Annotated in this window: 25 protein-coding genes and 2 pseudogenes; 7 read left to right on the top strand and 20 right to left on the bottom strand. The window is 69.2% G+C overall.

Going from position 1 to position 23,184, the window contains the following annotated elements; translation table 11 throughout:
* Positions 1–74: 74 nt before the first annotated feature.
* The 12 genes from GA0070608_RS31590 to GA0070608_RS31645 all read right to left on the bottom strand — a co-directional run bounded on the left by GA0070608_RS31590 (position 75) and on the right by GA0070608_RS31645 (position 10,468).
* Positions 75–1,031 carry an amidohydrolase family protein gene (locus GA0070608_RS31590; protein ID WP_091633953.1) on the bottom strand — a complete coding sequence of 319 codons (957 nt, stop codon included), beginning with the start codon at positions 1,029–1,031 and terminating at the stop codon, positions 75–77.
* A 162-nt stretch (positions 1,032–1,193) separates the two neighbouring features.
* Entirely contained in the window at positions 1,194–1,958 is a 765-nt protein-coding gene (locus tag GA0070608_RS31595; RefSeq protein ID WP_218107615.1) for a GntR family transcriptional regulator, read from the bottom strand.
* A gap of 188 nt (positions 1,959–2,146) precedes the next feature.
* The gene (locus tag GA0070608_RS31600; protein ID WP_091633960.1) at positions 2,147–3,028 is read right to left on the bottom strand and encodes a fumarylacetoacetate hydrolase family protein; all 882 of its coding nucleotides are present in this window, start codon (positions 3,026–3,028) and stop codon (positions 2,147–2,149) included.
* A complete protein-coding gene (locus GA0070608_RS31605) occupies positions 3,028–3,444 on the bottom strand; it encodes a RidA family protein (RefSeq protein ID WP_218107616.1) in 417 nt (138 codons plus the stop codon). Before GA0070608_RS31605 ends, GA0070608_RS31600 begins: the two co-directional genes overlap by 1 nt.
* A 21-nt stretch (positions 3,445–3,465) precedes the next feature.
* On the bottom strand, positions 3,466–3,999 hold the full coding sequence (locus tag GA0070608_RS31610) for a cupin domain-containing protein (protein WP_218107617.1): 534 nt from the start codon (positions 3,997–3,999) through the stop codon (positions 3,466–3,468).
* Entirely contained in the window at positions 3,996–4,367 is a 372-nt protein-coding gene (locus GA0070608_RS31615) for a cupin domain-containing protein (RefSeq protein WP_091633965.1), read from the bottom strand. The genes GA0070608_RS31610 and GA0070608_RS31615 overlap by 4 nt, the downstream gene beginning before the upstream one ends.
* Positions 4,360–6,000 (bottom strand): FAD-dependent monooxygenase, encoded by a 1,641-nt coding sequence (locus tag GA0070608_RS31620; protein WP_091633969.1) that lies wholly within the window; start codon positions 5,998–6,000, stop codon positions 4,360–4,362. Before GA0070608_RS31620 ends, GA0070608_RS31615 begins: the two co-directional genes overlap by 8 nt.
* Complete coding sequence (locus GA0070608_RS31625) at positions 5,997–6,731, bottom strand: SDR family NAD(P)-dependent oxidoreductase (protein ID WP_091633973.1); 735 nt, start codon at positions 6,729–6,731, stop codon at positions 5,997–5,999. The genes GA0070608_RS31620 and GA0070608_RS31625 overlap by 4 nt, the downstream gene beginning before the upstream one ends.
* A gap of 34 nt (positions 6,732–6,765) precedes the next feature.
* A complete protein-coding gene (locus GA0070608_RS31630) occupies positions 6,766–7,845 on the bottom strand; it encodes an Ldh family oxidoreductase (RefSeq protein ID WP_091636703.1) in 1,080 nt (359 codons plus the stop codon).
* A complete protein-coding gene (locus GA0070608_RS31635; protein ID WP_245716049.1) occupies positions 7,842–8,642 on the bottom strand; it encodes an ABC transporter permease in 801 nt (266 codons plus the stop codon). Before GA0070608_RS31635 ends, GA0070608_RS31630 begins: the two co-directional genes overlap by 4 nt.
* Positions 8,639–9,406 carry an ABC transporter ATP-binding protein gene (locus GA0070608_RS31640; RefSeq protein WP_091633976.1) on the bottom strand — a complete coding sequence of 256 codons (768 nt, stop codon included), beginning with the start codon at positions 9,404–9,406 and terminating at the stop codon, positions 8,639–8,641. Before GA0070608_RS31640 ends, GA0070608_RS31635 begins: the two co-directional genes overlap by 4 nt.
* A gap of 60 nt (positions 9,407–9,466) precedes the next feature.
* Positions 9,467–10,468 carry an ABC transporter substrate-binding protein gene (locus GA0070608_RS31645; RefSeq protein WP_091633981.1) on the bottom strand — a complete coding sequence of 334 codons (1,002 nt, stop codon included), beginning with the start codon at positions 10,466–10,468 and terminating at the stop codon, positions 9,467–9,469.
* Between the two features lie 350 nt (positions 10,469–10,818).
* Between GA0070608_RS31645 and GA0070608_RS31650 the strand changes: the two genes are divergently transcribed.
* The 3 genes and pseudogenes from GA0070608_RS31650 to GA0070608_RS33885 all read left to right on the top strand — a co-directional run.
* Entirely contained in the window at positions 10,819–11,331 is a 513-nt protein-coding gene (locus GA0070608_RS31650; protein ID WP_218107618.1) for an FBP domain-containing protein, read from the top strand.
* Complete coding sequence (locus tag GA0070608_RS31655; protein WP_218107476.1) at positions 11,331–11,891, top strand: TetR family transcriptional regulator; 561 nt, start codon at positions 11,331–11,333, stop codon at positions 11,889–11,891. Before GA0070608_RS31650 ends, GA0070608_RS31655 begins: the two co-directional genes overlap by 1 nt.
* Positions 11,892–11,942: 51 nt before the next feature.
* Positions 11,943–12,233, top strand: a pseudogene (locus tag GA0070608_RS33885) (HAD domain-containing protein); the annotation flags it as partial.
* 183 nt (positions 12,234–12,416) lie between these two features.
* Here GA0070608_RS33885 and GA0070608_RS31665 read toward each other — a convergent pair.
* Positions 12,417–13,247, bottom strand: a complete 831-nt coding sequence (locus GA0070608_RS31665) for a TrmH family RNA methyltransferase (RefSeq protein ID WP_091633990.1) — start codon at positions 13,245–13,247, stop codon at positions 12,417–12,419.
* 97 nt (positions 13,248–13,344) lie between these two features.
* Positions 13,345–14,178, bottom strand: coding sequence for a phytanoyl-CoA dioxygenase family protein (locus tag GA0070608_RS31670; RefSeq protein ID WP_091619704.1), 834 nt, complete (start codon positions 14,176–14,178; stop codon positions 13,345–13,347).
* A 150-nt stretch (positions 14,179–14,328) separates the two neighbouring features.
* On the opposite strand from GA0070608_RS31670, the gene GA0070608_RS31675 reads away from it, so the two are divergent.
* On the top strand, positions 14,329–14,823 hold the full coding sequence (locus GA0070608_RS31675; protein WP_245716050.1) for a GyrI-like domain-containing protein: 495 nt from the start codon (positions 14,329–14,331) through the stop codon (positions 14,821–14,823).
* Between the two features lie 224 nt (positions 14,824–15,047).
* On the opposite strand, the gene GA0070608_RS31680 is transcribed toward GA0070608_RS31675, so the two are convergent.
* Positions 15,048–16,001 carry a VOC family protein gene (locus GA0070608_RS31680; RefSeq protein ID WP_091634008.1) on the bottom strand — a complete coding sequence of 318 codons (954 nt, stop codon included), beginning with the start codon at positions 15,999–16,001 and terminating at the stop codon, positions 15,048–15,050.
* 67 nt (positions 16,002–16,068) lie between these two features.
* Here GA0070608_RS31680 and GA0070608_RS31685 point away from each other — a divergent pair, with 67 nt between their 5' ends.
* Entirely contained in the window at positions 16,069–16,692 is a 624-nt protein-coding gene (locus tag GA0070608_RS31685; protein WP_091619708.1) for a TetR/AcrR family transcriptional regulator, read from the top strand.
* A 487-nt stretch (positions 16,693–17,179) separates the two neighbouring features.
* On the opposite strand, the pseudogene GA0070608_RS31690 reads toward GA0070608_RS31685, so the two are convergent.
* A pseudogene (locus GA0070608_RS31690) lies at positions 17,180–17,527 on the bottom strand (ADP-ribosylation/crystallin J1); the annotation flags it as partial.
* 255 nt (positions 17,528–17,782) lie between these two features.
* Positions 17,783–18,766, bottom strand: coding sequence for a helix-turn-helix transcriptional regulator (locus GA0070608_RS31695; protein ID WP_091619712.1), 984 nt, complete (start codon positions 18,764–18,766; stop codon positions 17,783–17,785).
* A 53-nt stretch (positions 18,767–18,819) separates the two neighbouring features.
* Here GA0070608_RS31695 and GA0070608_RS31700 point away from each other — a divergent pair, with 53 nt between their 5' ends.
* A complete protein-coding gene (locus tag GA0070608_RS31700) occupies positions 18,820–19,503 on the top strand; it encodes an alpha/beta fold hydrolase (protein WP_091619715.1) in 684 nt (227 codons plus the stop codon).
* 176 nt (positions 19,504–19,679) lie between these two features.
* Here GA0070608_RS31700 and GA0070608_RS31705 read toward each other — a convergent pair whose 3' ends face one another.
* Complete coding sequence (locus GA0070608_RS31705; RefSeq protein WP_342672662.1) at positions 19,680–20,120, bottom strand: NUDIX domain-containing protein; 441 nt, start codon at positions 20,118–20,120, stop codon at positions 19,680–19,682.
* A 226-nt stretch (positions 20,121–20,346) separates the two neighbouring features.
* Positions 20,347–20,838, bottom strand: a complete 492-nt coding sequence (locus GA0070608_RS31710) for a YunG family protein (RefSeq protein WP_176733598.1) — start codon at positions 20,836–20,838, stop codon at positions 20,347–20,349.
* 285 nt (positions 20,839–21,123) lie between these two features.
* Between GA0070608_RS31710 and GA0070608_RS31715 the strand changes: the two genes are divergently transcribed.
* Entirely contained in the window at positions 21,124–21,957 is an 834-nt protein-coding gene (locus tag GA0070608_RS31715; RefSeq protein WP_266317986.1) for a phosphotransferase family protein, read from the top strand.
* A gap of 271 nt (positions 21,958–22,228) precedes the next feature.
* On the opposite strand, the gene GA0070608_RS31720 is transcribed toward GA0070608_RS31715, so the two are convergent.
* Positions 22,229–23,155 (bottom strand): helix-turn-helix transcriptional regulator, encoded by a 927-nt coding sequence (locus GA0070608_RS31720; RefSeq protein WP_091619721.1) that lies wholly within the window; start codon positions 23,153–23,155, stop codon positions 22,229–22,231.
* Between the last annotated feature and the right edge of the window lie 29 nt (positions 23,156–23,184).

A 23,184-nucleotide genomic window follows, 5' to 3' on the forward strand; every position in this document is an offset into this window, starting at 1 on the left:
CGGAAGCAGGCGCGGCGACGGCTGACGCTGCCCGGAAATCCGTCCGGCGGGCACAGTTCGCCCTACCGCTCCCGTCACCGACCGCCAGGCGCCCGACCCAGAGCCCGCGCCGCGTTGTCGGTGGCCACCTGCCGGGCGTAGTCGGCGCCCCGGTGCGCCACCGTGGCGGACGGAGCGTCGGTGCCCATCGGGAACGGCCAGTCGCTGCCGAGCACCAGCCGGTCCGCGCCGAAGACCGACACCGCCAGGTCGACCACCTTCGGGTCGTGGGCCAGATTGTCGACGTAGAGGGCGCGCACCGCCTCGGCCGGGGTGGGCGACAGCACCGGTACGCCCGGCCGGGTGGTGGTGTGACCGCGCTCCCAGCGCCCGACCACCGCCGGCACGCAACCGCCACAGTGGACCAGCACGAACCGGATCCCCGGGTGCCCGCCGAGCACCCCGCCGAAGACGAGCTGGGCCACTGCCACAGTCGTCTCGACCGGGTTGCCCAGCAGGTTGGCCAGGTAGTAGGGCTCCAGACGGGGGTCCGCCGAGTGCGCCGGGTGCAGTTGCACGGTGCGCCGGTCCACGTCGAGACGCTGCCACAGGGGATGCAGCGCCGGGCCGTCGAGCGGTCCGGCGTCTCCACCGGCGGCGCCCACCACCCCGGCCCAGCGGTCGGCGGCGGCGATCCGGTCGTACTCGGCGAGGGCCACTTCGGGATGTTCGAACGGCAGGTACGCCAGCGGGGTGAGCCGGGGCCGGTCGGCGACCACGGCGAGCAGGCCGTCGTTGACCGCACGGACCCACGCCGCCGACTCCGGGGCGGACAGCCCCTGACGGTAGAAGGGCGGCGGAACGCTGACGATCGCCTCGTCCAGCCCCGCCTGGTCCAGGTGGTTCTCGAGCCGGTCCGGGTGGTACAGGTCGGGCGGGCCGACCCGTCTGCCGCCGAGAACGGCGACACCGTCACCGTCGACCGCGACCCCTGACAGATCGGCCGAGCGCAGGTCGGGGGCGAGGTGGGCGTGCATGTCGATGCCAGGCAACGGGGGCTTCCTAACGGTTGGCCCGACCGGCGGTCACGACAGGACGCGCCGACGGTACGGGGTGGTGGCTGGCGTGGCCGCTCACCCGACGGCGGACAGTCCGTCGGGGCAGAGGTGCCCCGACGGTTGGAGGACGGCGCCCCCACGCGGTGACGCCGGCGGTCAGCAGCCGGTAGGCGCGGGCCCCGGTGCCCGGGCGGCAGGCACCGCAGCGGCGTCGGTGTTCATCTTGCCGATCACCCGGTCGGCCGCGTGCTGGATGTGGACCTGCACGGCGGCCACCGCCGCCGCCACGTCCCCCGCCACGCACGCGTCGAGGATGGCCCGGTGCTCACGGAACCGCTCCTCGTGCTGCCCCGTCGGGGTGACCGTCGCGAACCGGTACCGCTCGCTGTTCTCCCAGACCGGTTCCAGACCGCGCAGCAGCCAACGCGATCCGGCCGCCCGGTAGATGGTGAAGTGGAACTCGGTGTGTGCCCGGCGGGCAGCCGTGGCGTCGCCACGCGCGGACGCGGCGACGTGCTCGTCGAGTGCCGCCTCGGCACGCCTGGCGTCCCGGGCGGTGAACCGGGTCGCCGCCCGTTCGATCAGGGCCGTCTCCATGGCGATCCGGGTCTCATGGGTGTCGACCGCGTCCTCGACGGTCAGCGGCATGACCCAGGCGCCCTTGTGCTGGACCACCTCGACCAGGCCCAGCGCGGCCAACCGGCGGATCGACTCGCGGACCGGGCTCATGCTCATGCCGAGCAGGTCGGCCATCTCGTTGAGCCGCAGCGGGGTGCCGGCCGGCAACCGACCGGTGAGGATCGCCTCGTGCAGGACCGCGGTCGCCGAGTCGGCGAGGGTGCGGTGCTGTCCGTCGGCTCCACCGGCCCGGCCGTCGTCGTTGGCGTCGCTCAGGACGGATCGACGATGCGTTGTTACCACGGTTTGCCTCCGGATAGAGCCGCTGGTGGATGCCGTGCTCGTCCCGTTCCCACGGGACATGATCCATGGTTCATGGGTGCTCGGGTGATCCCACAAACGCATCAGGGCCCTGGAAATGGTACCAATTTCGTCGCTGTGGAATGGTGCGGGCCGGCGCCGCGCCGCGCCGCCCCGCACCCGTCGCGGGGTCAGTGCAACTTCGTGAGTCGCACCCGGTTGCGCAGCTCACCAAGCGCTTCCACCCGGGTCACCACCAGATCCCCGTCCTTCAGGAACACCTGTGGATCACGGGCGTTTCCGATGCCACTCGGCGTACCGGTGAGCACCACGTCGCCGGCCCGCAGGGTCATCCCCCAACTCAGTTCCGCGATGATGCGGGCGAATGGGAAGGCCATCTGCCCGGTCGACGCGTCCTGGAGCAGCACGCCGTTCACCTCGCACTGGATGCGCAGGTTCGCCGGGTCCGGCACCTCGTCCACGGTGGTCAGCCACGGCCCGAGCGGCATGGTGGCGTCGATGCTCTTGCCCTTGAGCCACTGACCGCCGTGCGCGCGTTGCAGGTCGCGCTGCGACACGTCGTTGGCCACACAGAACGCCGCCACGTACGACAGCGCGTCCGCCTCGCTCACCGAACGGCAGTCGGCACCGATGACCAGTGCCACCTCCGCCTCGTAGTCCCACTTGGCGGAGATCTGCGGGTCGTACGCGATGTCGTCGTACGGGCCGACGACCGTGTCCGGGCCCTTGGTGAAGAAGGTCGGGTGCTTGGGCGGTTCCGCGGGGTCCTGCCCTTCCCGCTTGCCGCGCGACTCCTCGAAGTGGTCCCAGTAGTTCCAACCGGTGCAGAGGATGTCCCGGTTGAACCGGCGCAGCGGCGCGTCGAGCCGGACCTCGGCCAACGGCACCGCCACGACCTGCCGCGCGGCGGCGCGGACGGCCTCCAACGCGTCCGCGCCACCTCGGATCGCCTCGTCGAGCTCGCCCAGCTCGGCGGGGAGCACGGCGATGGTGTCACCGTCCACCACGCCGATCCGCCGGCCGGTTCCGGTGCGAACGCTGGCGAGCTTCATCAGGCGTCCTGCTCGTCGTCGATCACGCCAATCGCGTTGATCTCGATGAGATAGTCCTTGTTCACGAACTTGGAGACCTCCACCATCGTCGAGGCCGGCGGCTCACCGGTGAAGTACTGCCGGCGCACCTCGTGGATGGCCTGGAAGTCCTCCATGTTGCGGACGTAGACGTCCACCCGCACGATGTCCTCCAGCGACCCGCCGGCAGCCGTCATCGCGGCGCGCAGGTTCTGGCAGACCTGGTGCGTCTGGGCGGCGACGTCACCGACGCCGGTGACCCCGCCCTCGCGGTTGCGGGCGGTCATGCCGGACACGAACACCATCCGGCCCCGCGCCCTGATCTGGGTGGCCTGGGCGAAGTGGCCGTTCGGGACGGCCAGCTCTGGGGAAACAATCTGCTGCTTGGGCATCGTCATCTTCTCTTCTTCGAGGTGGAGCTAGTGGGCGTCCGCCGGGTCGGTGTACCAGTCCGGCTGGGTCGGGTAGTGCGGCCCGTCGTAGATCTCCAGCAGGACGCTCTCCTCTTCGGCGAGCGTGGGCCCGTGCAGGCTGCCCTTCGGGTTCCAGTAGAAGGAGCCCGGCGTGAGGGTGAGCCCGGTGGGCACGTAGGTGTACCGGCCGCTGAGGCAGAACATGAACTGGTTGGACGCGTGCGAGTGGCGCAGCGGGATGCCGGCGCCCTTGCGGAACCGGATCAGCGAGATGGACGCCTCGGTCTCCTCGTTGCGCCACAACGCCTTGTGGGAGAGGCCCGCCAACGTCTTGTCCGCCCAGTCCAGCTCGTCGGTCTGGAGCAGGATCTCGCGGAAGCGGGCCAACACCGCGCCGTCCGGGCCGGGCACCAGTTCCTCCCGCGAGCGGTCGGCCGCCTCGCCGCCGTAGTTCGACGGCTCGGAGAGGTTGTTGGCCCACTCCTGGCCGTCGACGCCGGTCGGCACCGGCGGGGTCGGTACGAGCGGCTGCTCGCTCACCGCTCGCCCTGACCGGACACGAGGTTCTCCCCCAGGCACTTCAGCTCGACGAGGCGGCTGCGGTACCGGGTGGTGCCGTTGTTGGTGAGCATGTGGACCTCACCCGGCTCGCGGTAGACCACCCCGCCGATGGCCTCGTGCACCAGACGGGGGTCGCCACCGGCGAGCGCGTCGATCCGGTTGTCGGCGGCTTCCAGCGCGATCACCATGTACGGGTTGAGGTGGTGGTGCCAGGGCTGCTGCTCGCCGGGCGCCAGGTTGATCTCCCAGACCCGCACCTGGTCGTTCTCGAAGACCACCTGCTGGCCGACGGCACCGAGCTCGACCTGGGTTCCGTCCGGGGCGGTCGCGTGACCATAGTTACTCATTGTCATCCCTTTCGCAGACGAGGGTGTTGTCGGACCGGGTCACGGGCGGTGGACAGCCGGTGACCCGGGCGTATAGCTGGGCGGCCGTGTCGATGCCGGAGACGGGGTCGAACGGGACGATCGCCGCCACGTGCCCGTCCGGGCGGACCAGCACCAGGGTGTCGTTGTCGACTCCGAAGCGGCGCCGTACCCGGTCTCCCGGGTCGAACAGTGCCCGGTCCCGCAGCCCGGAGTCGTGCGGCGCGTCCCACCGGCTCACCACGTAGTGCCGCAGCGCGGGCGACTCCTGTGGCGGCAGCGCCGGGCCCCGGCGCGGGTCGGTGAAGTAGAGCGCCACGAAGGCGTCGGCGACCAGGTCGTGCAGGTGCACCGTGCCGGTCTGACCGAACAGCGGCAGGTCGGGGCTGCGCGCCCCGGCCAGCACCGGCAGCGGCTCGTCGCCGGCGGCGACCATCGACCAGTCGCCCGTGCCGCCCACGTCTAGGCGTACGCCGAGCATGGCGCGGGTGAACGCGTTGCCCCAGTTGCCGGCGGTCATCACCCCCGGGTCGTCGGCGCGCCGGGCCATGTAGGCCCGCGCCGCCGCGGCCATCGCCGCGGAGCCCTTGGTGGCGACCGGCTCCTGCTCGACCTGGTAACCGTCGAGCAGGCTCGGCTCGGCCCAGCCGCGCAGCACCCAGGCCATCCGCCAGGGCAGGTTGGAGGCGTCCAGGACCCCGGTGTTCAGGCCCAGCGCCCACATCGGGGTGATCAGGTGGGCGGCGTCGCCGAGCAGGAAGACCCGCCCGTCCTGCCAACGGTCGGCCACCCGCTGGTGCACGTTGTAGATGTTGGTGCCGACGATCTCCAGGGTCTTGGTGTCGCCGATGAACCGGCGTGCCTTGTCGACCAGCTCATCCCGGCCCGGCTCGGCCTGCCCGGCCGGCAGCGGATAGAGGAAGCGCCAGCAGTGCGGCTGGCGGACCAGGATCATCCACTCCTGGGGGTCGCCGAAGTAGGCCAGGTACGGGTAGTCGCGCGGGTTCTCCACGTCCAGGTCGACCTTCAGGTCGACCAGCATGTAACGCTCCTGGTACGTCTCGCCCTCGACCCGCGCGCCGATCTGGTCCCGGACGGCGGACCGACCACCGTCGCAGCCCAGCAGGTACCGCACCGGAACGGTCCGCTCCCCCTCGGCGGTACGCAGCCGCACGTCCACCCGGTCGGGGTGCTGGACGAAGTCGAGCAGCCGGTGTCCCATGTGCAGCGCGCCGGGGGCGGTGGCGTCGAGCCGCTGCTGCAGGATGGGCTCCAGCTCGTGCTGCGGGATGTTGATGACGAACGGGAAGCGGGTGTCCTCGGTGAGGTCCCCGGTCCGGACGCTGAGGGTCTGGGTGTTCGTGGCCCGGTCCAGCTCACCGATCTCGTCGATGCGCAGCGACCCGGCCAGCACGTCGTCCAGGGCGCCGTACCGGTGCAGCACCTCCAGGGTGCGGGTGAGGACGGTGCCCGCCTTGGTGTCCAGCGACAGCCGCTCGTCCTCCTCGAAGATGACCACCGGCACGCCGTAGTGGGCCAGGCCCAGCGCGGTGACCAGGCCGACGGGCCCGGCGCCCACGATACCCACCGGCAACTGCTCTGTCGGGCTGCTCATCGCTCTTCGCTCCTCGGGTACGCCCGGTCACGGGTGAGAGTGGATCCGGTCATGGTCGCGGCGGGCGAGAGCAGGAACATCAGCGGACCGACCACGTCGGCCGGCATGCCGATGCCGGTGGCCCGCGCCCAGTGCTCCCGTTCGCCACCGGTCGGGTTGGCCTGCTGGAACTGCGGGGTGTCCACCACACCGGGGAAGACGGTGTTCACCCGGATCCGGTGCTCGGCGACCTCGGCGGCGAGCGACTTGGCGAAGGCGATCAACGCCCCCTTGCTCGCCGCGTAGGCCGACGCCTGCGCCCGGCCGGCGGTGGCCAGGCCCGAGGCGAAGACCAGGATCGCGCCCGACCGACGGGCGATCATGTCCGGCAGGACCGCCTGCGCGCACCAGACCACCCCGTCGAGGTTCACCGCCAGCGTGCGGCGCCACTGCTCGGGGTCCATGTCGACCACGTCGCACCGCGGCTGCACCGCCGCTCCGGCCACCAGAGCGTCGATCCGTCCGTGCTCGGCGAGCACCCGGGCGACCGCGGTGTGCACCGCGTCCCGGTCGGACACGTCCACCCGGTGCTCGTGCACCCGCCCGCTGGGGTGCGGCTGGCCCGAGGTCACGTCGAACACGACGGCCGTGCCCCCCGCGTCCGCGTACGCGTGGGCGAGGGCGGCGCCGATCCCGTTGGCGCCCCCGGTGACCACGAGCACCTCGCCGGTGGCGTCGAAACTGGCCTGCATGTCTTCCTTCCTCCTTCGTCGGACTCGACCGGGGTCAGCCGACGCTGGCCGGTGACTGGAGCGGCACGCCCAGCCCGGCGGCGACCTCCACCAGTCCGGCGAAGACCGACGGCTGGAGCGCGACACCGTCGCGCGCCGCCCGGTCGTACCGGCCGGCTTCGATGTCACCGGGCAGGTGGACCCGCTCCGTGCCGGGTGCCAGCGCGGAGCCGAGCACCTGGTCGGCCAGGTCGTCGACCCGACGGGCGAGCTCCTCCGCGTCCTCGGCGAACGCCTCGGCGTCCAGGGCGAGGAAGAAGTGCGCGCAGTCGTTGGGCACCGACACGTCGGCGTAGAGGCCCTGGACCCCCTGGCCGTACGCCCCGCCGGACAGCACCCCGGTCAGTACGTCGATCATGAGCGCGAGACCGTATCCCTTGTGGGCGCCGGAGGGCAGCAACAGTCCCTTGAGCGCGGCGGCCGGATCGGTGGTGGGCCGCCCCTGCGCGTCGGTCGCCCAGCTCGCGGGGATCTCACGGCCCTCACCGGCAGCCAGCCGGACCTTGCCGAGCGCTGCCTCGGAGAGCGCCACGTCGAGGATCACCGGCTTGCCGCCCGCGCGGGGTACGCCCACCGCGAGCGGATTGTTGCCGACCACCGCCGAGGCGCCACCCGGGGCGGGCATCAGCGGGCGGGTGTTGGCCGCCGCGATGCCGACGCATCCGCTGTTCGCGGCGAGGTCCACGTAGCGGAACGCCCCACCGAAGTGGAACGCCCGGCGGACGGTGACCACGCCGACGCCGTACGTCTGCGCCTTCGCCACCGCCAGCCGCATCGCCTGGTCACCGGTGAGCTGACCCAGCGCGTGGCCGGCGTCGAGCACCGCGATGGCGCCCTTGTCCCGGACCGCCTCGGCCCGCTCGGCCCGGCTGACCGAGCCGGCCCTGATCCGGTCCACGTACATCGGCAGCAGCATCACCCCGTGCGAGGAGATTCCTCGCATGTCGGCGTCCACCAGGGAGCCGGCGACCAGACCGGCCGCCTGCTCGGAGTAGCCCAGTGCGCCGAAGACCGAGGCGACAGCGTCGGTGAGCCACCGGACCGGGACCGTCGGCGGGAAGTCCGGCGCGCTCATGACCGGTCCGCCCACGGTACGAAGAACCGCTCGATCGCGGCGAGCAGGTAGAACAGCACGACACTCATCACCCCGAGCAGGATCATCGCGGCGAAGGCCAAGGCGGTGTCGGCGCTGGCGCCGGAGGCGACGATCGCATAGCCCAGCCCTTCGGTGGCACCGACGAACTCGGCGATCACCGCGCCGATGACGGCGAGGGTGATGGCGAGCTTGAGACCGACGAAGAGCTGCGGGATGGCGGCCGGCATCCGGATCATGCGGAACGTCTGCCACCAGTTGGTCTTCAGCGACCGGCCCAGCTCCACCAGGTCGGCCGGGGTGGAGCTGAGGCCGGCGGCGGTGGAGATGACGATCGGGAAGAAGCAGACCAGGAAGACCAGGAAGACCTTGGGGAACTGACCGAAGCCCATCCACACCACCAGCAGCGGCGCGACGGCCACCTTCGGTACGGCGTTGAGCATCAGCAGCAGCGGGTAGACGGTCCGCTCCAGCATCCGCGAGGCGGTGACGATCAGCGCCAGCGGCACCCCGACCGCGATGGCCAGCAGGAAGCCCAGCAGCGTCTCGGTGAGGGTGACCAGGGTGTTGTCCCACAGGTAACCGGCCTGCTCGACCATGCTCTGCGCCACCTGCACCGGGGACGGCAGGATGAAGCTCTCCACCTCGAAGACGACCGTGATCGCCCACCACAGGGCGGTGGCGGCCACGACGCCGAGCACGGGCGGGAGTTGCTGGACCAGGCGGCTCCCGGCGCGTGGCTTGTCGCGGCCGGTACGACGGGTTTCGGTGACCGTCACCGTGCCACCTCCTCGGGGGTCATGAGCAGATCGTGCAGTTGGGCGCGCAGCACGCCGAGTTCGGCCGAGTGGCCGTCGCGTCCCAGCGAACGCGGACGAGCGATGTCGATGTCCACGATCTGCCGCAGCCGGCCCGGTCGCGGGCTGAGTACGACGACCCGGTCGGCGAGCAGCACGGCCTCGTCGACCGAGTGCGTCACGAAGAGCACCGTCGAGGCGTGCTTCATCTGCAGGCGCTGGAGTTCGACCGTGAGGTCGGCGCGGGTGAGCGCGTCGAGTGCGGAGAACGGCTCGTCCATCAGCAGCACCCGCGGCTGCTGGATGAGGGCCCGGCACAGCGAGACCCGCTGCTGCATCCCGCCGGAGAGTTCGTGCGGCAGGCGCTTCTCGAAGCCGTTCAGCCCGACCAGGTCGAGCAGTTCGTGCGCGCGGTTACGGGCGTCCCGTCGGTCCTGCCTGAACACCTCGGTCGGCAGCAGCACGTTGTCGATGACCGACCGCCACGGCAGCAACGCCGGGCGCTGGAACATGAAGCCGATGTCCCGCCGTGGCCCCCGGATGGGGGTGCCGGCGACGGTTATCTCGCCCGAGGTGGCCTCCTGGAGGCCCGCCACCAGCCGCAGCAGGCTGGACTTACCGCACCCGGAGCGCCCGACGATCGCCACGAACTCGCCGTCGGCGACCTCCAGCGACACATCACGCAGGGCCTCCACGTCACCGGCCCGGGTGCGGTAGATCTGCGAAACGTTACGAATTCCGATCATGGTTTCGCCCCTCGCGGTGCACGCGGCAACCAGCCGCGCGCACCGCCGTCGAAGAGGAAGTTATGGCTTTGCGATGTCGTAGACGCCGAGGTCATCGGCGCTCGGCGTCGACTTGAGGGTGCCGGTGCCGGCGAGCAGCTTGATCATCGCCTCCACCCGCGCCCGGTCGAGCTTCCCGGCGGTCCCGCCGTCGACCAGGACGTACGGCCGCATCTCGGTGAGTTCGGCGGCGGCGACCTTCTCGTCGGCCGTCCGGTCGTGCTTCTTGAGCAGCTGGGCGGCTTCCTCGGGGTGCTCCACCGCATAGATCAGGCCCTTGACCAGCGCCGCCGTGAACTTCTCGACCTCTGCGCGGTCGCTGTCCAGCTTCGTGGCGGAGACCAGCAGGCCGTTGCCGTACAGGTCGGGCAGCTTGTCCGCGTACGGCAGCATGGTGACGGTCTTGCCACCGGCCGCCTTCTCCAGCAGCGGCTTGCCGGCGGCGAACTGGCCGATCGCGTCCACCGAGCCGGCGGCGAGCAGCTGCGGCAGCGACTGCGGCGAGGACGGGACGAACTTCACCGACTTCGGGTCGATGCCGGCCGCCTTGGCGTACGCCGGGAAAATGATCATGTTGGTGGAGCCGGAGCTGTCCGCGATGCTGGCGCCGGGCAGCTTCTCCGGCGAGTCGATCGCCTTGTCCAGCGAGGCGATGCCGGCCATCGACCGCTGGTGGATGGCGGCCACCGCGCGCACCGGCATCTTCTCGTTGGCCATCGTGGTGATGACCCCGGAGAGGTCGCCGGTGCCGTAGTCGGCCTGCCCCGACCCGATCAGCTTCATGACGTCGACAGTGCCGGTGCCGGGCTTGATGGTGACGTTGAGCCCGGCCTCCTTGAAGTAGCCCTTCTCCAGGGCGACGTAGGCGTACGAGTCCCGACCGAACGTCCCGAAGGAGGTCAGGTAGGTGACGGAGGCGGCATCGGGGGAAGAATCGGCCTCCTCCGAACCACCACAGCCGGCGACGGTGAGGGCGAGAGCCGCTGTGGCAACGGCCGCGACGAGACGGGTACGAGCTGACATGAGACCTCCTGCATCGGCGGGATTTATCAAATGTCAAACTTCCCGACTCGTCAAGACCTTGTTTTGGAAACACCGCCCCACCCCGGCGGCCCCAGCCCGGCGACCTCACCCCCACCAGGCCCACTGACCTGGCCGTACGCAACCCCGCCCTGGCGGCAACCACCTTCCCGGTTGGATCAAGTCACGCTCCCACCGGCGATCCCGTCGTCGCACGACTCGGCACCGACCCGGTGGTTTCAAGCTGTGCTCGGACGGCCGGTTGCATCGGAAACCGTTCGACAGAGGACTTGTACAGACTTACAATTTGTATCCATGTACAGATTTGACCGAGAGATGACATCGTGCGGGCCATGAGTCGGGACGAGGTGCGGGGTGCGATCGCGAACCTGGACGTGGTCGAGAGCAAGGTGCGTCTGCCGGCCTGGTTCGACGAGATCGCGTGGGGCAAGCTCGACTACCTCGGGTGGCGGGATCCCCGAGCGCCAATGCGCGCCTACCTGGTCACCGACATCGACGGTACGGCGTCGGGCGCAATGCTCCGCCAGAGTCCGAGCCGGGCTGAGCTCGGCGGGCGAGCGGTCATGTGCTCGCTGTGCCACTTCATGCGCCGCTTCAACGAGGTCGCCCTCTTCGCCGCACCGCGCCCCTCTGCGGACAAGCGCCAGCGGCTGAGCACGCTCGGCATCCTCGTGTGCACCGACCTCGACTGCGTCACGAAGGTGCACAGCGCGCCCGTCCTCGGGCCGCTCGACCCACCGGTCGACGAGATGATTCAGGCGCGCAGGGAGGGGCTGCGGGTGCGTACCGTCTCGTTCCTACGCTCGGTGTCGAGCACTCCGCGAACCGTACGAGGGAGGGGATGATGGCGTACCTGGCGCGTGCAGAACGGCGACGCTCGATCGTGGAGGCGGCGGCCACCGTCGTCGAGCGCGATGGCTTGAGTGCGGTGACGGCCAGAGTCGTGGCGGACGAGCTTGGTGGGTCGCAGGGCCAGATCCACCACCACTTCGCGTCGACCGACGAGCTCGCCGGGGAGGCCTGGCGACACTACGCCGCGCAGCAGATCGATGAATACGAGCACGAAATCGACGGCCTCGATGCGTACGACGCGCTCGTGCTCTTCTTCGCCGACCTCGTCAGTACCGACGGGGACGGGCACGCACTCGCGCGGTGGGCCGAGGCGAACGCACACGCGCAGCAGCGTCCCCTCGTCGCGAAGAGCTACGTCGAGACGCTCACCCGGCTGACCGACGTCCTCGCCTCCGTCTTGGCCGGGGACTCCGACGCCGCGCGTGCGCGAACGGCCGCCTGGCGGATCCTCATGCTTGGGGTCGGGCTCGCCGGGCTCACCCGCATCACCGAGGACTCACCCGTGCCGGCCCGTGACGTCATGCTGTCGGCGATCCGAGCAGAGACGGATTGACGTCTCGCCTGCGGCGGGAGTTGCAGTGCCGATCAGCGGTACGGTTCGGGCGTGCTTGCCGTCGGCACGCGTCCGCCGATCTTTGTCGACATCGATGGTGTGCTCCTTCCGTTCCGGATCCGTCCGACTGGCGCGGATCGCCGTTCGAGCGTTGGCGCGAGCGCCGCTCCCGACCACTCCGGCAACCCGCTCCTGGAACGACTCGACCCCGGTGACGGGAAGCGTCTGCTCGGCCTGCCCGGCGACCTGGTCTGGGCGAGTACCTGGATGGCCGAGGCGAACGAGGTCGTCGCGCCCAGGCTCGGACTTCCCGCTCTGCCGGTCGTCGATTGGCCCGATGCGCGTACGGCACCAAGACCGGCATTCGGGCGGTCGCCGGGTCCGCCCGGCACGATCACGGCGAGGACGACGTCCGCCCGCGCTCGTGTGGTGTCCGGCTGCGGCGCCTGTCCGCAAACGGGCGCCGCGGGGCAGGTAGCGCGATGGTGGCGGATAGCCGCCGGGCGACCGCCTGCGATCAGTGCGCTACCGCCGGGCGGTGGCGGCCCGCTGGCGTGCCGATTCGTACAGCACGACAGTCGCGGCGGTCGCCGCGTTCAGGGAGCTGGCGGACCCGAACATGGGGATCCGGACGAGTTGGTCGCATGCCTCGCGCCACCCGGAGCTGAGGCCGGTGGTCTCGTTGCCGATCAACGTCAGGGTGGGTTGTGTGAAGTCGTACTCGGCGGCGTCCAGGATGCCGTACTCATCTGTTCCCATGATGCTCATGCCGATGCCGTCGGCGCGGACGTCAGCGACCCAGGATAGAACGGCCTGGTGGGAGGGCACCCGGACCACGGGCAAGGCGAACAGCGAGCCGGTGCTCGCCCGGACCGCCTTCGGGTCGTACACGTCGGCGGCGTGGCCGGTGACGATGACGCCGCCGGCGCCGAAGGCGTCCGCCGACCGAACGAGGGTCCCGATATTGCCGGGGCTGGTGGGCCGATCGAACACGACGGTGAGCATGGTCGGACCGACCGGGATACGGCGCAGGTTGTCCTCCCGCAGCGCGACCACGGCCAGCAGCTCTGGAACCGTGTCTGCCTTACCTCCCAGTTCGTGCATCAGTTCACGCGAGACGGCGAACTTCTCGGCCCGGACTGTGTCCAGGGCCTCGCGTGCCCAGCTGGACAGCTGCGCGCTGGTGTCGTAGAGCAGCTCCCGGATCTGCCAGCCGTGTTCGACGGCCATGGTGATCGGACGCACGCCCTGCACGAGGAACTCGCCGCGTCGCTGCCGCTTGGTCCGATTGCCGAGGAGAGCTTTCCACTGCTGGAACCGCGCATTGCGGCCACTCACTCGCAGAACCACTGCCAACCCGCCTCCGTCGCACGTAGCCCGCCCATGCCCTGCCTGCCACACTTCACCGGCCTCTGGCTCCCCGAGGTTTCCGACAAGGCCTTCGGCCAGGCGCTCAGGAACGGACGGGGCTTGTCGCCCCGGCGCCGCGGTCGGTGCCGTCTCCGTCCGGACCGAGGGCGTCCTGTCCGAGACCCTGACGGATCGCGATCTCTACGGGTGAGTATGCCCCGTCGGCCCGCTCCAGTTCGTACGGTGCGGCTGGCATCAGCGGCGGTTGGGCCATAAAGCGAGGCCGCGTTCCGTGGTGCGGTTGCGCCGCGTGCACCAGGAATGGGTGGCACAGGAAGACGTCGCCCGGAGATCCGGTGGCGAGGGCGAGCGGCCGGTGTTCGGACGCCGCCACCAGGTCGGGCGCAAGGGCCAGTCCGCTCGCTCCGTCCTCCCCGTACTTCTCCAGCACCTTCGGCACGTCGAGGTGTGAGCCGACCCTGATCCGGGTCGGGGCGTCCTTCTCACCGACCTCACTGAACAGGAACAGCATCAGCAGTGCCCGGCCCCGGGAGCGCACATTGGTGAAGTACCAGCTCTCGCCCTCCGGCAGATAGCTGCCCTCGATGTGCCAGCCCGCGTCGTTCGGCTCCTCTTCGTGCGGGAAGCGCAGCGGGAATGTGCCCAGCGAGTAGCGCGGCTCCCAGCGGCCCGCGCCGACGAGCAGGTCGTACGCGTGATGGAGGAACGGGGAGTTGGGAGCGGCGACGAACGGCCCCTGCGCCATGCCGGGCACCCAGTGCACGGGCTGCGTCCACGTCGCTGGATCGTCCGGGTCGCAGCCCGTCTCCCGCCACAGCAGCCGCGCGCAGTCCGCTGCCACGCGCGGCGCGACGGCGCCCTCCAGCTTCACGAAGCCGTCGCGAAGAAAGCGGGATACCAAGGTCGTGTCATCCATGCCCCCATCGTGCGGCGGCGCCGGTCTCGATCACCCGACATTTTCCGCGCCGCTTTTGTCGGGCGCTGCCCGGTGCGCTGCGACCAAGGTTGACGTCGGACAGAGGCTTGATGATCTCGACTCCGTCTGACCGTCGAAGGGAGCGAACACGTGGACGCCCGCATCGTCGACCATCCCGAGTTCCGGCTCGTGGGGCACGCGGCCCGCGTCCGGCTGGTCCATCAAGGCATCAACCCGCACATCCAGCGGCACATCACCGCACTGCCGACCGAGGAGCACCTGCGCTTGAAGGCTCTCGGCAACACTGAGCCGAGCGGCCTGCTCGCGGTCAGCGACGACCTTGACCCCGACTACGCCGAGGGCAGCGAGCTGACCTACCTTCACGGGGTCGCCGTATCCCCGGGTACGCCGGTCCCCGACGGCCTCGACATCATCGAAGTTCCGGCCGGCAGATGGTTGATCATCCGGACCACGGGCCCGCATCCGCAGACCCTGCAGAAGGCCTGGGCCACGGCCGCAGCCGCGTGGTTCCCGTCCAACCCGTGGCGTCTGCGGCCAGGTCCGGAGATCGTCGCGGCGCTTGAGCCTACGAACGACTTCAGCACCGCGACCTGTGAACTCTGGCTGCCCGTCGAACCGGCGTAACGATCTGGCGAGCATCCAGACAGCATCAGGGGTCCGGCCCGGCGGCCAACAGGATGGCCCAGCCGCGGCAACCGAGCGCGAATATCCGGATCTGCCGCCGTCCGTGCGCGCACACTGATCGCGGTTGTGGTCACGCTCAGTAGCTGATCTTGAGCCGAGCAGGCATCCTGATCTACCGAGTTGAGTGCGTTGGTTTTCCGGACGATGTAGGGTTTTCTGTCGGTTTAACGGAAGGCGATCACCGTTCCGATCGCGGCGGTGGCTGGTACGAAAAGCTCTCCGGATGCTGCTCGACAGAGCGGAACCTTATTGGTTTGGAGGAGGTCCTTCGTCGCGGCTAGGTCGCGGACTTCGACCGTGTAGGCAACGAGGGCGGGCAGTGCCGGTGGTTGCTGTCCGGGCAGAGCCTCGGCGAGGCGGGATGCCTGCACCAGGGTCAGTGTTGCCGCGCCTAGATCGAACACATACCCACGCCCGTTGGCCCTGGGTGTGCGGTCAAGGTAAGCCTCGTAGCGTGTCCGGACAGCGTCCAACCCAGAGTCGGCGATGCCGAGCGTAGCGTCGACGAGACCGAAGGCGCCGTTGGGATGGTCGGCCGCGCGGGAGCTCTGGATTCCGGGATCCAGATCCGCGGCGACGCCGATCCTGCCTTCTGCCTCCACGCCAGGTTGGACGCCGTCGATCTCCAGATATCGGACTGTTTCGACTCGGGGGCCTACTGGGCGTCGCACGGTGTTGACCCCGCCGTGCTTTATCCCGGAGTTCGTTAGACGAGCTGCCGTCGCCTCGATATCGGACGAGGACAGCATCAGGATGTGCAGGCCCTCGTACCGGTCCAGGCAGTCGGACAGGTTCGCGCTGGTGGCGTTGATCCGCTCCATCAGCGATGGCAGCACGCTGGGCGGGGCGTTCAGCGGGACCAGTCGCGCGTCGGCAGGCACTCGACTACCTACGCCGTCGACGTTGACGACGGTCACCAGTTCGACGAAGTCCTGAGGAAAGTCGGCGTGGGTGTTGGCTGCGCCGAACGGCTCGAGTGTGCCTCCGTCCTGCGGCACGATCGCGGGATAACTCGGCGTGGGCAGCGCGAACCCTAGCCGTCGATACAGCTTGAGCGCGGCGGTCATATCGCGGACCACGTGACCGATGTGGTGCAGGCGGGTGATCTCAGGAGTCATGTCGACCACGCTAGAAGTAGCCTGACCGTATGGTCAAGCTACTTTGGGGGTGGGTACCCTGAGACGAATGAGCGCGCAGCACGTAGACGGCAGGCGTCTGCGTTACCAGCACCGGCGGCCCGAACTGCTCGATGCCGTGGTCAACTACGTTCTCGCGCATGGGTTAGCGAATCTGGCGATGCGGCCGTTGGCCGAGGCAGTAGGGGTCAGCCACGGGGCTCTGCTGCACCACTTCGGCACAAAGGAGGCCCTCCTCATCGAGGTGACCGATGTGCTTCGCCAGCGGTTGGCCGACGCGGCCGGCCTGGCCGACTCATCCGGCAGCCTGGCCGACCTCGGCTCGTGGTGGCGGCGGTCGATGACCGCAGACCGCCTGCCGGTCTATCGCTTGTTGTTCGAGGTCTACGCTCAGGCCACACGAGAGCCGGAGCGCTACGAGCGTTTCCTTCAGCAAGCAATGCACGACGCGCTTGGGCTCGTACAGCGGCTAGTCTTGGCAGAAGGATGCCCCGGCGAGCAAGCGCCCATGGTCGCATCGATGATCGTGGCCCAGGCACGCGGCCTGCAACTCGATCTCCTGGCTACCAACGACCGCGAACGCGTCGACCACGCCTTCTCTGTCTTCATCGGCCTGATCGACCGCCTGAGGCAAAGCTGGACCGGCGAGCAACCACCAACGCAGCCGCGCTGACGAGGACCGCGAACTCCCACCCCCTCCTCCGAGATCGCTTCGCAGTGCACGCTCATGGCCGCGGGGTGCGCGTTGGACCGCTCGCCGATGTCCGCTAATCCTCGAAGTCGAACGCGAAGGTGCCCGCCTCGATGCGGTCGATGAGTTCGCCGACATCATCGGCTTGTCGGATGGCGTTGTCCCATCCGCTGCTGGTGATGTCGACCAGCAGTACCGGTGCGGGGTCGCTGCGCAGGTCGAGCACGAGCTGTTCACGGGATCCGTCACCGCCGATGATCGCGATGCCGGGGTGCGCGTCGGTGCTCTCGTCCCATGCGTGGTGCAGCTCAAGCATCTCGCGTGGCGTGTTGAGCCAAACATAGGCTCCGCCTGTCATCCACCCTCGCCGGAACCACGACGCACCTTGCAGGTAGGCCCGCCACGCGGCCGGTAGCGCTCTGCCCAGCGCGTGGTGGGCGTCGGTGAACTCCTGGTCGCCCACGGGACCGCGGTAGTCGGCTTCCTCGATGATCGCGCCGACGATGTGGGCGTTGAGGTCGGCAAGCTCCTCTGCGGGGATCCAGTACTCCAGCACGTCGCGGCCACCGACCTGATGAACCTCGTAACGGTCCAGGTACGCACGCTGGACCTCGAACCGGGTCACGTAGCCGACGCCACCGGCAGGAACGTTCCACTCGCGGGCGATCTTTGTGGCGTACCAGCGGTTGAGTACCGGATAGAAGATCGGCTGGTCCGGCAGGCGGGGTGGCCAAGCCCGCCATCCGGACGCCGCGACAAGGTCGAGTTCGGCCTGCCCGGTGGGCCGCCACAGGATGATCGTGTCAGAGGCGTCGATGGGCCTGCTCCCCGCATTGATGGTTATCGCGCGATCGTGGCGAGCCACGCCTGCAACTTTCTGATGCTGTCGGCCCCGGACGTTACCGCGGCCAGTTCGGCCAGGGTCGATGACACATGGAACCCAGGCACGGATCTGCCGCAGCCCGCGCGTCGTGGAGCGCAGCCGGCCGACGGAGGGCAACGCGCAACCGTGTCGTTGACAATGCACAGGTCCAGCCGGCGGCTTGCCGGCAGCCATCGGATGTCGTCGGCGCTAGTCGCCGGGCCGGGTCTCGGGCGGCGAAGGCGAGAGTGCTGCGCTGAAGCGGGCCGCGACCGTGGCCACGGCGGCATGGAGTTCGGGGCCTTCTTCCACAGAGAAGTCGAAGGGGACAACGGCCAGCCACTCCTGGGCGTACATCGCCGGGTTTCGGGTGCTGCCGACCAGTACGCACCGGTCGCCGTCCGGCTCGAGGCGGCCCATCGGTGGCCGGATCCACGGTGCCACCTTTTCCCACGACGCGTGGAACCGCACGCGGGTGCGGTACTTCCATCCTGCGCCGAGGTTTTCCTCAAGTGCGGCAACCGGATCCAGGTCGTCGGGCGGTGTGAAGCCGTGCGGCAGATGCCGCACGGCCCGAACCCGGTCGATACGGTACGTGCGGATCGCGTCCGCGCGGTACGAGTGGCACAGCAGATACCAGCGCCCGTACCGCACCACGACCGCCCACGGGTCGACCTCGGCGTCCCACTCCTCGCCGCTCTTGCCTCGATAGGTGACCAGGACGCGGCGCCGGTCGGCGACGGCGGCGACCAGGGCGCTTGTGGTGGCGGCGTCAGGACGGGCCGAATGTCGGTCAGGGGTGGCCGAGGCGTACGCCCGCAGCGCCGCCGCCTGCCGTCCGACGCTGTCGGGGAGAGCCCGGATGACCTTGCTGAGTGCCGAGCCGATCAGGTCGTCGGCGTCGATCGCGGCCGGCTGCCCGTCGAGCACGGCCATGACCAAGCCGAGCGCCTGCTCCTGGGTGAAGACGACCGGCGGTAGCCGGGTGCCGCGGCCCAGCCGGTAGCCGCCGTACGGCCCGCGGATCGATTCGACCGTGATGCCGGCCTCGCGAAGGATCCCGACGTAGCGGCGCGCGGCCCGCTCTGTCACGCCCAGGAGGGAGGCGAGCTGGTCGGCAGTAACGCCGGGACGTGCCTGCAGGATCTCGAGCGCGCGCAGGGCCCGGGCGGTGGGGCTCGGACCGGTTCGCACAGCGGAGAGAGTAGCGGAAGTAGAACGTCCGGAATCGCCTCTAGGTTGATTCCATGACTGCAGAACAGATCGTGCTCGTGGGTGGCCTGTGGCTCGACGGGTCGGTGTGGACCAGCATCGCATGCGAGCTCGAAGAGAGGGGCCGCCTTGCGGTGCCGGTGGCCCTACCGGGGCAGGGCGACGGGAACATGGCGGCGACGCTGGCCGATCAACTGACCGCGGTGCTCGCCGCCGTGGACGCGGGTCCCGGCAGGTCGGTGGTGGTGGGGCACTCCGCAGCCTGCACCCTGGCCTGGATGGCGGCCGACGCGCGGCCCGGGCGCGTGGCCAAGGTCGTGCTGATCGGCGGGTTTCCCTCAGGCGACGGGCAGCCGTACGCCGACTTCTTCGAGATCAGCGACGGTGTCATGCCGTTCCCAGGCTGGAGACCGTTCAACGGGGCGGACGCGGCCGACCTGGACGAGCAGGCCCGGCAGGCCTTCGCGGCGGCGGCGATCCCGGTTCCCGAGGGCGTGGCCAGGGGCGTCGTACGGCTGACAGACGAGCGGCGATTCGACGTTCCGGTCGTGGTGGTGTGCCCGGAGTTCACACCTGCCGAGGCGCAGGAGTGGATCGCCGCGGGAGACGTACCCGAGCTGGGCCGGGCCAAGCACATCGGCCTGGTCGACATCGACTCCGGACATTGGCCGATGATGACGCGGCCCACAGAGCTGGCGCGGATCCTCGCCGCGGTCTAGCGGGATACGGGACCGTATGTGCGGCGTCGTGGTCTGCTGCCGGCTCTATAGAGCGTGGACTCTGCTAAAACGCGGCATCCGAATCTGCCGCTGACCGTGCACCGGTCAGCGTCCGCTCCTGCCGATCACCGGATGCAGGGGATTCAACCGGACGGAAGTGCCGAGCAGCGATGGATCTACGGGCCGCTCGGCGATGCGGTTGTCCGTGCTTCGTCGCGACGAGGCAGCCGGTCAGGCTCAGGCAGGGAACGAAGCAATGCCGGCAGGGCGCCAAACACGAGGGGAAGGCCACCCAGCTCGCTGATCCTGACCCATGCGATGTCGTCATGCTCCTCAGGTGCACGGTTGGTGGGAGAGCCGACCCAGTCTCTGATTTGCCAGACGCCCACGTGGACGGCGTCCTCGCCACTGCCGGCATGCAGGTCGCCCAACCGTGACGAGGACTCCGTCACAATGTGAACCCCTAGCTCCTCGTGCATCTCACGCGCGAGGGCCTGTAGTTCAGACTCACCCGCTTCGACGTGCCCCCGGGCAGATCCCAGAGATCCGGGTATGCCCGGCGGGTCGGGCTGCGGTGTACCAGCAGGACCGCGCCGTTCTCCACGAGTGCGCCGCAGACGACGACATGCATGACGGGATTAGAGCATAGGAGTAGGACAAGCCCGCTCCAGCCAGAGGGCACGCGCAGACATCCGGCTCTGCCACGCGGCGTGTGCGCTGGCCGTCGGGGCAGCGCCCGGCTGGCTGCTGCCTCCGGCGTAGCGACTCTCGGCGGTGTGCCAGCTGGGGCATTCGCCATGGTCACTGACGACGGGGCACCAGAGTTCGGGATGGGACGGAGGTTCAACCTGCCGGTGTCCTGACCTGGCTGTGAGTCGCACAGTCGGTCCCGACCCGGCAGCCCTCTTCGAGCACAACGGCACCGTAGAGGGCTGTGAAGACGCGGTCCCGCAGGATCTCGTACTGCTGGCGGCATCGCCGAGGTGGGCCCGGCGGGCGTTGCTGGACTTGACCGCCGACAACGACTTCCGGTGGCTGGAACTGGTCAGCTGTCAGGTCGACCTCGCGGCCGTCGGCCAATCGATTCCAGTAGTGGTAGCCGACCTTGACGTCTCCGGCGAGGACCTCGCCGAGGATCAGCTCTCCGCCGAGCAGGTCCTGAATGATCAAGGCAGTCACCCCGCATTGGCCACGGGCTGCGTTGCTGGCGTGCCAATCCTGCACATCGTGCGGGTCGCAGGTATCCGCTCCCCAGCCGTCGCGCAGTACCGGCCGCAGCATCTCCAGGTCAATCGCGAGAGGGACTGATCGTTGGTCGCGCTTTTCATACGTCACCCAGGAAGGGTCAGCCCTCCACCGGGTCGAGAGTCAAGAAATACCCCGCCTCGGGTCCTGGCCGGCCGAACGGCGCCACTAGCGGGCGCGCTCATCTGCCGCCGACCGCGGTGCGATACCCCGAGCACACACTCATTTGCCGCCGACAGGGCGTTGAGGTACGCGTCATGTGAGCGGCTGTGTCCGGTGCACGGTCGTGCCGATGACAGAGTGGTACCCGTGGGCAGTGCGACCGAGGTTGAGATTCGCTGGGTTGAGTCGACCTGGCAGCGTCGGATCACCAGGGTGCGGCGTCTCACGGGTGGTTGGACGTCCACCATGCTGGGCCTGACCGGACACGACGGTGAACAGGCTGTACTCCGGCTGGTGACGAAGGAGCCGTGGCGTCGACACGCTGCCGGACTGCTTTCCAGAGAGGCGGCTGTCCAGCGGCAACTGCAACGGTCATCGATCCCGGTGCCTCGAAGTATCGCCCTGGATCTGTCCGGGGAGACCGCCGGGGCACCGGCACACCTCATGTCCTGGCTGCCCGGGCGGCTTTGCTTGACCTCTGCCGCGGACGGCATCCTGGAGGCAATGGCGCAGGTTCTCGTTAGCATCCATCAATTCGCTCCTGGGCAGGACAGGCCACGGCAGTACCAGTCGTGGGCTGCGCCGGGCAAACGAGTCATGCCACCGTGGGCGCAGCGGCGACAGCTATGGCATCAGGCGTTCGAGCTGCTGGAACAACCCGTGCCGGCCTATGCCGGTACGTTTCTGCACCGAGACTTTCATCCGGGAAATCTACTGTGGTCGCACGGGCGTATCAGCGGCGTAGTGGACTGGGTCGAGACATCGTGGGGACCGGCGACCCTGGACGTCGCACACGCCGCGACCTATCTGGCCATGTTGCACGGCATTGAGGCTGGGGCCAGATTCACGAACGCGTACCGTCGCCGGGTCGATGGCCGGCACGACGAGGACGAGTTCCGGTACTGGAACGTCATGGACATTGTCGGCTACCTGCCGGACCCAGCGAAAGTCGTCCAGCCATGGCGCGACTCCGGACTGGACATCAGTGACGACCTCGCTCGCAGCCGACTCGAACAGCGGCTTGAGCACGTTCTACGAGCTCACTGACGACCCAACTGAATCCTGCTCGGTGCCTGAACCCGCCCGCCCACCAAGGCTGCGACGCTGACGTGACGCCGACGAACGGGTCTGAGGTGAGTGCGCGGATTTGCCGCAAAGCGCGCGGCACCGAAGGTGACGTCAGCGCCCGATCACTGGTGTCCGAACAGCGACAACACTCGGGTCGTGCTGCTGAGCGCGGAGGCCTTCGCCGCCCGGCAACCAGGCGACGGCCTGCTGGAGATGGAACCAGCCACCTGATCGTCGAGGTCTCGGACTACTAGCTGTTGCGGGGCAGGGGGTTGTTGACGGATCGATCGCGACCAGCCGCAGGCCCCTCGGGCGCCCTGATGCTCGGATCGTCTTCTCCGAAAGCGCGTTGGGTGAGGATCCGTAGTGCGTCTGCCGAGGAGGCATCGTTTGGGGTGTAGATCTCGAGGCGGTGATCGGGGCTGTCGGGCTGTAGCCAGACTTGGTAGGCGATGCTCGCCGCACCGACCGTGGGGTGTTGGAGATGCATGTCGCCGGTGGTGCAGTCGGCGACTTCACCGGTTGCCCACAGGGAGGCGAACTGGTCGCTGCGCATGGTGAGTTCACCGATGAGGTTCGCTAGGCGCGCGTCGGTCGGGAACCGTCCGGCGGTGAGACGCAAGTAGGCGACGTGGACCCGGGCGAGTTCGTCCCAATTGCGGTGCAGATCCCTGGTGAGAGCGTCGAGGAAGAACATCCTCGGGATCGAGGGACGACAGCCCGGGTCACGGGGCGCCTCGAAGTCGACGTGCTCGGCGAGCAGCGCGTGTCCGGTGCGGTTCCAGGCGAGGACGTCGCCGCGGCGGCCCAGCACGATCGCCGGCGTCGCCTCGGCCAGTGATTCGAGCAGCGCGAGGACGCGCCGGTGGGGCTGCTCGACTGGTGGTTCGGCGAGGCCGGACCGGGAGGGCTGGCGGGCGAGATTGTGAAGGTGTACGACCTCCACGTCGTCCAGTTCCAGAACTCGTGCGAGGGCGTCGAGAACCTGTTCGGAGGCCGTCTCCGCCTGGCCCTGCTCCAGCCGCGTGTAGTAGCCAGCGCTGACCCCTGCCAGGTGGGCGAGCTCCTCGCGGCGCAGCCCCGGAACTCGGCGGGCGCTCCCGTAGGTGCGTAGCCCGATCTCGTCTGGGGTGACCCGGTCGCGGCGGCTCTTCAAGAATGCTCCGAGGCTCTCCATGACATCGAGACTAGGCGCCCGTCGCGGAT

This window comes from Micromonospora peucetia (genome assembly GCF_900091625.1).
GTDB lineage: Bacteria > Actinomycetota > Actinomycetes > Mycobacteriales > Micromonosporaceae > Micromonospora > Micromonospora peucetia.

Bases quoted from the DNA above. Each gene is read 5' to 3' on its own strand.
- GA0070608_RS31680 (WP_091634008.1), bottom strand. From the start codon at position 16,001: ATGACTCCTGAGATCACCCGCCTGCACCACATCGGTCACGTGGTCCGC.
- GA0070608_RS31625 (WP_091633973.1), bottom strand. From the start codon at position 6,731: ATGCAGGCCAGTTTCGACGCCACCGGCGAGGTGCTCGTGGTCACCGGG.
- GA0070608_RS31640 (WP_091633976.1), bottom strand. From the start codon at position 9,406: ATGATCGGAATTCGTAACGTTTCGCAGATCTACCGCACCCGGGCCGGT.
- GA0070608_RS31685 (WP_091619708.1), top strand. From the start codon at position 16,069: ATGAGCGCGCAGCACGTAGACGGCAGGCGTCTGCGTTACCAGCACCGG.
- GA0070608_RS31670 (WP_091619704.1), bottom strand. From the start codon at position 14,178: ATGGATGACACGACCTTGGTATCCCGCTTTCTTCGCGACGGCTTCGTG.
- GA0070608_RS31655 (WP_218107476.1), top strand. From the start codon at position 11,331: ATGGCGTACCTGGCGCGTGCAGAACGGCGACGCTCGATCGTGGAGGCG.
- GA0070608_RS31615 (WP_091633965.1), bottom strand. From the start codon at position 4,367: ATGAGTAACTATGGTCACGCGACCGCCCCGGACGGAACCCAGGTCGAG.
- GA0070608_RS31720 (WP_091619721.1), bottom strand. From the start codon at position 23,155: ATGGAGAGCCTCGGAGCATTCTTGAAGAGCCGCCGCGACCGGGTCACC.
- GA0070608_RS31605 (WP_218107616.1), bottom strand. From the start codon at position 3,444: ATGACGATGCCCAAGCAGCAGATTGTTTCCCCAGAGCTGGCCGTCCCG.
- GA0070608_RS31650 (WP_218107618.1), top strand. From the start codon at position 10,819: ATGAGTCGGGACGAGGTGCGGGGTGCGATCGCGAACCTGGACGTGGTC.
- GA0070608_RS31630 (WP_091636703.1), bottom strand. From the start codon at position 7,845: ATGAGCGCGCCGGACTTCCCGCCGACGGTCCCGGTCCGGTGGCTCACC.
- GA0070608_RS31645 (WP_091633981.1), bottom strand. From the start codon at position 10,468: ATGTCAGCTCGTACCCGTCTCGTCGCGGCCGTTGCCACAGCGGCTCTC.
- GA0070608_RS31700 (WP_091619715.1), top strand. From the start codon at position 18,820: ATGACTGCAGAACAGATCGTGCTCGTGGGTGGCCTGTGGCTCGACGGG.
- GA0070608_RS31600 (WP_091633960.1), bottom strand. From the start codon at position 3,028: ATGAAGCTCGCCAGCGTTCGCACCGGAACCGGCCGGCGGATCGGCGTG.
- GA0070608_RS31620 (WP_091633969.1), bottom strand. From the start codon at position 6,000: ATGAGCAGCCCGACAGAGCAGTTGCCGGTGGGTATCGTGGGCGCCGGG.